At 48.5% G+C, this 365-nt stretch carries 2 tRNA genes; both read right to left on the minus strand.

What is annotated here, in order from left to right:
* Positions 1-113: 113 nt before the first annotated feature.
* Positions 114-189, minus strand: a tRNA-Ala gene (locus WFM45_RS24600).
* Between the two features lie 39 nt (positions 190-228).
* Positions 229-305, minus strand: a tRNA-Ile gene (locus WFM45_RS24605).
* Positions 306-365: the final 60 nt, after the last annotated feature.

Below are 365 nucleotides of genomic sequence, written 5' to 3' on the forward strand. Positions count from 1 at the left end.
AAATTTCAGCCGTCATGTTTCAATTTTCAGCTTGTTCCAGATTGTTAAAGAGCAAAATACTTCGCAGCATACTGTCGCCAATATACTCTGAAGTATTGAAATACCGGACTATATGGTGGAGCTAAGCGGGATCGAACCGCTGACCTCCTGCGTGCAAGGCAGGCGCTCTCCCAGCTGAGCTATAGCCCCATACAGTCACGCGCAGTACCTTTTCCACTTCATGAGAAGTGGTAGGCCTGAGTGGACTTGAACCACCGACCTCACCCTTATCAGGGGTGCGCTCTAACCACCTGAGCTACAAGCCTATAAAGGTATTTCTGCTCGTTACTTTCTATCAGACAATCTGTGTGAGCACGCCACTCGAA

It is taken from the genome of Serratia sp. KG1D (genome assembly GCF_037150675.1).
Classification (GTDB): Bacteria; Pseudomonadota; Gammaproteobacteria; order Enterobacterales; family Enterobacteriaceae; genus Serratia; species Serratia nematodiphila.